This window comes from Inquilinus sp. OTU3971, assembly GCF_038440215.1.
In genome coordinates, this window is sequence record NZ_JASATH010000318.1 from 1 (window position 1) to 5,147 (window position 5,147).

The 5,147-nt window shown below is 68.4% G+C and carries 8 protein-coding genes; 4 read left to right on the forward strand and 4 right to left on the reverse strand.

Annotation, left to right across the window (positions count from 1 at the left end):
• The first annotated feature begins 326 nt into the window (after positions 1–326).
• From AAHM41_RS38690 to relB, 3 genes are all read left to right on the forward strand, one after another.
• Positions 327–887, forward strand: coding sequence for a GNAT family N-acetyltransferase (locus AAHM41_RS38690; RefSeq protein WP_342241961.1), 561 nt, complete (start codon positions 327–329; stop codon positions 885–887).
• Complete coding sequence (mutT, locus tag AAHM41_RS38695) at positions 877–1,299, forward strand: 8-oxo-dGTP diphosphatase MutT (protein ID WP_342241962.1); 423 nt, start codon at positions 877–879, stop codon at positions 1,297–1,299. The genes AAHM41_RS38690 and mutT overlap by 11 nt, the downstream gene beginning before the upstream one ends.
• A 91-nt stretch (positions 1,300–1,390) precedes the next feature.
• Positions 1,391–1,699, forward strand: a complete 309-nt coding sequence (gene relB, locus AAHM41_RS38700; RefSeq protein ID WP_342241963.1) for a type II toxin-antitoxin system RelB family antitoxin — start codon at positions 1,391–1,393, stop codon at positions 1,697–1,699.
• A 190-nt stretch (positions 1,700–1,889) separates the two neighbouring features.
• On the opposite strand, the gene AAHM41_RS38705 is transcribed toward relB, so the two are convergent.
• From AAHM41_RS38705 to parS, 4 genes are all read right to left on the reverse strand, one after another.
• Positions 1,890–2,615 (reverse strand): hypothetical protein, encoded by a 726-nt coding sequence (locus AAHM41_RS38705; RefSeq protein WP_342241964.1) that lies wholly within the window; start codon positions 2,613–2,615, stop codon positions 1,890–1,892.
• 56 nt (positions 2,616–2,671) lie between these two features.
• Positions 2,672–3,148, reverse strand: coding sequence for a hypothetical protein (locus AAHM41_RS38710; RefSeq protein WP_342241965.1), 477 nt, complete (start codon positions 3,146–3,148; stop codon positions 2,672–2,674).
• Positions 3,149–3,438: 290 nt separating this feature from the next.
• On the reverse strand, positions 3,439–3,924 hold the full coding sequence (locus tag AAHM41_RS38715; RefSeq protein ID WP_342241966.1) for an RES family NAD+ phosphorylase: 486 nt from the start codon (positions 3,922–3,924) through the stop codon (positions 3,439–3,441).
• The gene (parS, locus tag AAHM41_RS38720) at positions 3,921–4,400 is read right to left on the reverse strand and encodes a type II RES/Xre toxin-antitoxin system antitoxin (protein ID WP_342241967.1); all 480 of its coding nucleotides are present in this window, start codon (positions 4,398–4,400) and stop codon (positions 3,921–3,923) included. Before parS ends, AAHM41_RS38715 begins: the two co-directional genes overlap by 4 nt.
• Positions 4,401–4,634: 234 nt before the next feature.
• On the opposite strand from parS, the gene AAHM41_RS38725 reads away from it, so the two are divergent.
• Positions 4,635–5,147, forward strand: a 513-nt coding sequence (locus AAHM41_RS38725) for a hypothetical protein (protein ID WP_342241968.1), incomplete at its 3' end; no start/stop codon positions are given.

Here is a 5,147-nt window from a genome sequence, read left to right on the forward strand (position 1 = left end):
CCCCCCCCCCCCCCCCCCCCCCCCCCGGGGGGGGGGGGGGGGGGGGGGGGGGGCGACTCTCGGCTCGAACCGGCCCAGGCTGTCGCAAACCAGCACGGACGGCGAATTCGGCGCCTTGCCCATTCGCGTGCGGCCCATTCGCGTGCGGACGCATGGAAGACCAGCCTGACCGTCAGGTCCGGGTTGGTGGAATTCAGGCCGCTCTCGACGGCGAAAACCCCCTCCCCCTACCCCCCTCCCGCGAGGGGAGGGGGGACTCATCGTGTGCATGCGGCCGATGTCGTGGCGGGAGAGGCGACACCCTCCGGCCGGGAGCCCGTGGCCCCGTGATCGAGCTGCCGGAGGATCTGGAGACCGAGCGGCTGAGGCTGCGGCGTCACCGCCCCTCCGATGCCGGGGAGATCACCCATCTGCTGGATGATTGGGAGGTGGTGCGCTGGCTGTCGGACGTGCCGTTCCCCTATGACTTCGCCGATGCCGAGGACTGGATCCGGACCGCGGAAAAGCGCTGGATCGCGGGCCGTGACTACCAGTTCGTGGTGACGCTGGCCGACAGCGGCGCCGTGATCGGCCATATGGGGCTGTCGATCGCGACCAACGGCCGGGTCGGCAGCTTCGGCTACTGGTTCGGCCGGCGCTACTGGGGCCAGGGCTATGCGACGGAGGCGGCGCAGGCGGTGATCGCCTTCGGCTTCCTCGACCTGCGGCTGGAGCGGATCCAGGCGGCCTACCACCCCGACAACGCCCCGTCGGGCCATGTCCTGGTCAAGGCCGGGCTGATGACCGACGGGATCAAGACCATCGAGTTCAAGGCGCTGGGGCAGGCGGTGCCCTGCCCGCTCTTCGCCCTCAGCCGCCAGGATTATCTGAAGATCTATGCCGCCTGAACCGCTTCCTTCGCTGCCGATGGTGCTGGTCGTCGCCGTCGCCCTGGTCGATGCCGATGGCCGCGTGCTGATCGCGCAGCGGCCCGAGGGCAAGTCGATGGCCGGGCTGTGGGAGTTCCCGGGCGGCAAGGTCGACCCGGGCGAGACGCCGGAGTCGGCGCTGATCCGCGAGCTGCGCGAGGAGCTGGCGATCGACACGGAGGAGAGCTGCCTGGCCCCCTTCACCTTTGCCAGCCACCGCTACGAGCGCTTCCACCTCTTGATGCCGCTCTATCTCTGCCGCCGCTGGCAGGGCACGCCTCGGCCACTGGAGGGCCAGGCGCTGGCCTGGGTGGCGCCGAACCGGCTGCGCGAGTATCCGATGCCGCCGGCGGACAAGCCGCTGGTGGCGATGTTGCGGGATGTGGTGTGACGGAAGCGGGCCCGGTGCCGGCGAGTCTCCGGCTGCCGGCTTGACGTGTCATGCGATTGAAGTACACTCCTGATCGCAGAGGAGGATCGACGTGGCGGCAAGTGCCCTGATCCAGACCCGCATCGACCCCGCTTTGCGGGACAAGGCGTCGCTGGTGCTCGCGCAAATGGGGCTGACCGTGTCCGATGCGGTGCGGATGCTGCTCACCCGGGTCGCGAATGAGGGCGCCCTGCCGGCCGGGCTGGCCGTCGACCCGGCGACTTATGACGCGTGGGTCCGCGCCAAGGTGCAGGAGGCGCTCGACGATCCGCGGCCGGACATCCCGCATGAGGAGGTCGAGGCCAGGTTCGCCGCGCGGCGGGCCCGGACCCGGCGCAAGCTGACCGCCGGCAAGTCTTGAAGCTGTTCTGGCGCCCGAGGAATACGAAGCCACTTTGCCGCCATTACGGCAGGGGCGCGCCCCTGCCGTAATGGCATCACCAACCTGACCTGTCTCTATTTGTCGTGTCTCACGTCAGGGGTGCAGTCCAGAGGCAGAAACTCACTAAAAGTGCACCGTCACCGTAATCAAACTCGTAATCCCATTGGGGCTAGTGAAGCCCAGCCTGCTCCGCCGAGGAGGATAGACATTCGCGCTGCCCCGACGATTCCGAGGCTGCGGGTGGCGGCAGATCTATCAAATGGCAAACCGCCCGGCGCAACCAATGGATCGGATTCTCTCCCGGCGGCCGTCCGATCGCTCGGCATGCTTCGTGGTAGGCCAGGAGCCAGACCACATGGTTCGGCTCTGTCGCATCTGCCTCCGATCGGGCCTTCTTCGCTCGCATTTCCCTCAGTTCGGTGTCGGTGGTCGGTGGTCCATCGGCGATCAGCTGTGCATGCAGCTCTGCCACCGCTTTGAACGCCTGCCGCTCCTCCCGCGCTCGGTTTCCGGGGGCAAAGGCAAGCTCAGCGGCCGCCGCAAGCGCGGCGACGATCGAGAGCGATGCGCCAAACCATCCCGGACCGCTGGAGCCGCCCATAATGTACGTTGCGGCGGCGCCGCTGCTGGCAAAGGCGGTCAATGCGAGATTGACGCGGCGAAACCCGGCGAAGAACCGCTCTTGGGCGAGATGGAAGCGCCGATCTACATCGGTGAGAAAGCAGGCCTGCTCCCACTCGGCCCGAAGCTGGCTCACCGCTTCGATGGAGGCGGCGGTGGTGGGGGAGGCGGAGGCATCGGCCGTAGCGGAGGCTGCCCCGTGCTCGGGCCCGGCCGCGGCGCCGGTCTGATCGGGGGCATCCCTTTGGTCCCGTCGCTCAGGCTCGTCGGCCATGCTGTTGTCTCTTCCATTCTGGCCTCCTCGTAGACTCTCGGTCGGCGCATCCGGCCTTAGAGCTGCTGCGCGTTGATCACCTTGAACACGTATTCCTCCGCAGCGCGCTTGACCGCCTTGTTCACCGCCTCGGTCAGGGCCTGCGCGCCGGTCGGGCAGTCGCCCTCCTTGCGGGCGGAGCCTTCGCCCGAAACCACCGTGCGCAGGATCTCGCGGTTGCCCTCGCCCAGCGCGGTGACCTTCAGCGTCAGCTCGGCCTGCGCGTTTGCCTTGCCCGTCCAGAAGCCCATCGAGAAGTCGAGCGACGCCTGGAACTCCTCCAAGCCGAAGACGATGTGGCGCTGCGCGCCCGGCGCCATGGCCGAGCGGGTGCCGCCAGGCACGATGCGGGCGAAGGCCGCCTCGTCGACGTTCCGCAGCGTGGAGACGATGGCGGGGCCAACCTTTATGGGATAGGCGTGGGCCGAGCACATGTAGCCGGTGTCGGCTTCGCGCGTCAGGTCAGCGAGCTCCGGCTCGACGTAGACGCTCACGGGATAAGCCAGACGTCGGCCCGACATCACCTCGCCGGCGGCGGCGCCCTGCGGCGCAACATTGGACTGGTATGTGCAGGCTCCGAGAGAGCTGACGCAAAGCGCCAGCGCGATAATCCGCATCTTGAAAATCCCCCATCCAAACAACTTCATCGCAAATTGCAGATATCTGAGCGCCGGTCGGCGGAAATAGTCAATTGGTCAGTGGCGATCCAGGTCGGAGCCGCTGGATGGCCACGCCCCTTCGGGGCTCGCCATGACGGGTTGGCGTCTGTGGCGACACCGCGCTCTCAAACCGACCTTGCCAGCCTCGGATCGTAGAGCCATCGCCGCAGCTTCGCGGCGCTGATCCCCGCGCTGCCGGGGTGCTGGGGATTGATCAGCACATTGAGCTCCTCCGGGACGATCACGGAGGGGACGATGAGGAGGGCGGACGAGCCCGCCTGGATCCAGGCCGAGCCGAATGCGATGCTCGCCCGTCCCGCCGGTTCGGCATCCCAGCCGACCGGCAGGCTGGCGGACGTCTCCACCTGCGCTGCAGTCCAGATCGCGTCGGGGATGTCCAACTGCACCAGATAGCGGTTGAGCGGCAGGCCGCCGGCGCCGAGATGGACCACGGTCTCCAGGCAGGCCAGCGCCCGGGTCTGGGAGGCATAGACGACCGGCACGCCGGGGCTGTTCCAGCGGCCGCCGGTCGCCTTGGCACCCGCGCCGGAGAGATCGTCCGCCTCATAGGACGGCGTGTCGGTCGCGATGCGCCAGACCGGCCGGCTCACGCGTAGGCGCCGCTCTGCAGTTGCGCCAGCAGGGTCGACACCAGGGCCTGCCCCTCCATGGTGTCCATCAGGTCGATCGGGCGGGCGCCGCCGAGGGCAGGCAAGGGATCGTTGAGCCAGCGGGCCATCCAGACGGTCGAGTCGAACCCCTTCGGATCGCCCGATTCCTGGACCATCGCCTCGAGCTGGCCGACCAGCCTGGCCATGCCGATGACACGCTCGCTGTCTTCGGGCGACAGCGTCTGGTCCTGCTTCGCCTTCTTGTTGACCGTGGCGGGGGAGAGGTTGAGCGCCTTCAGCCCGGCGCCCTGCCCGATCGCGAGGTCGGCCAGAATCCGCTTCGCCTCGACGGCGCGAATGCCGTGCCTGACCATGTCGATCCGCTCGAGCGGCGACGCGTGGAAGACCGCCAGATAGGAGAGGCCCCGGCGTTTCACCGGGATGGCGGGCTCGGTCGAATGGGTGGCCTGGGGCATGACTCGGCTCCTTGGAGCAATCAATATGCTCCTTGGAGCCGAGGAATCCAAGCCCGTGCCACCTGGATGGCCGCGCCCCTTCGGGCTCGCCATGACGGGTTGGGAGCTGGGTGTCGGCTTGTGTTCCCTTTTTGTTCTTGACGCGATGCTGCGTCACGTGGCATGATTCAGGCAGAGTCGAAGAGTTGCGCCCGCCCGGCCCCGCCGCGGCGGGCTTTTTCATGCGAGGACGGGATGGGTCAGAAGCAGCTGAAGACGGGCCACTGGCATTTCATCGCGTGTTTTCTCGGCCACGGCGTCGCCGCCCAGGCGGCGCTCGAGGCCGGCTACTCGAGGAAGAGTCCCCGGACCATTGGCTGCGGCCTGCTGCACAAGCCGGAGATCCTGGCCGGCTGTCTCATGCAGGCGATCGCGCTGCACGCCGAAGGGCAGGGGCCGGACGGGCGGGCGGTGCGTCAGCTGTGCGAGATCGTCCCGGACCGCCTCGGGAAGGGCCTGAACGAGCATGATTTCGACGGCCTGCCGTCGGTCGAGGAGGCATTCCGGCAGTTCTGCCTCGCCCTCGGGCTGGACGAACGCAGGCTGATGCCGCGGCCCATGCCGGTCCTGGCAGGGCCGGCGCCGGACGGGACGGAGCGGGCCGCATCGGCCCCGCCGGTGCGGCCGGTGCTGCCGCGCTGGAAACTGCCGCGCGCCTTCCTGCAGCTCAAGAAGCCGTCGCGCTACAAGGCGCTGCATGGCGGGCGG